We start from the raw sequence: 1,166 nt of genomic DNA, 5'->3' as shown, positions 1-1,166 counted from the left end.
TAGTGGCCGTCACGATCCAGCGGCCGGATGGCGAGACTTTCGCGCGCGAAGGCCTGGGGAACCTTCCAGAAGCGTCCTTTGAAGGAGATGTAGGGTCTCGTCGATGAGACCCTACGGACGATCTCGCCGCTGTCGTATTCAACGTTCGGAACGCGGGTCGGCATGGCGCGGGCGCTGGGCCGGAAGCGATCGGCGGGGACGCGCATATCGAGGCCTTGGTGGGGACGCTCCAGATTGTAGACCGGTCGCCAGGCATCGAAGGCGCGCTGGACTTCCGGGAGGGTGCGGAAGCGCCGCATGGCAAAAACCTCGGCCTTCAGGGTGCGATGGAAGCGTTCGTTCTTGCCGCGGGCCTGCGGGTGACAGGGCCTGGCGTGCACAACCCTGACACCGAGCTTGAGCAGCCACACCTTCAACCCGGTCCAACGAACGCCTGACGTATCGCCCCAGGGTGAGCCGTTGTCGGTGTAGAAGGCTTCCGGCAAGCCATAGCAGCGGAATGTCGTCGTCAGGTGATCCTGCACGGTAAGACGCTGCTCGTCGGCGCAGGCCTTCAAGCACAGGACATAGCGCGAGTGATCGTCGACAACGGTCAGCGGATGGCATCGCGTCCCGTTGGCGAGCGGCAGGTGACCCTTGAAGTCCATCTGCCACAGCAGGTTGGGAGCTTCCTTCTCGAAGCGATGCCCCGGATTTGGCGGTACATTCTCGCTCGGTTTGACCCGACCGTTCCGACACAGGATCTGATGCACCGTTGACGGCACCGGCACCGTCTGCCCGCTCCGCTTCAGGCAGTGGGCGATCTTCCGCGCTCCCCAAGCCGGATGCTTGTCCCGTACGGCCAGAACTTGGGCCTCGACCGCAGCCTCACTGCGCCTGGGCATCGCATGCGGGCAACGGGAGCGGTCGGCCAGCTCCCGATCGCCGGCCTGCCAGCGCCGCAACCATTTGTAGCCGACGTCAGGGCTGATGTTGAACCGCCGGCACAGTTCGCGCCGGTTGGCGCCTTCCTGCAAAGCCAGCCGCACGAACTCCTGGCGCTGATCCATTACTGACACCTCACTCCACGGCATGGACGGCCTCCCGAATCGGACCAATCCAGCCAATGTTGATGTGTCAGCTATGTCTCCGAACACCCGTCAGTGATCTGTCCGGGCTAAACACTT

1 protein-coding gene is annotated in these 1,166 nt (G+C 63.7%); it reads right to left on the bottom strand.

Annotated elements, in window-relative coordinates:
* Positions 1 to 1,073, bottom strand: a 1,073-nt coding sequence (locus tag XI04_RS08110) for an IS481 family transposase (protein ID WP_271623550.1), incomplete at its 3' end; no start/stop codon positions are given.
* Positions 1,074 to 1,166: the final 93 nt, after the last annotated feature.

Origin of the sequence: Bradyrhizobium sp. CCBAU 11430 (assembly GCF_028128855.1) — a bacterium.
In the GTDB taxonomy this organism is placed as follows: Bacteria; Pseudomonadota; Alphaproteobacteria; order Rhizobiales; family Xanthobacteraceae; genus Bradyrhizobium; species Bradyrhizobium ottawaense.
This window is presented reverse-complemented; position numbering and strand designations above follow the sequence as displayed.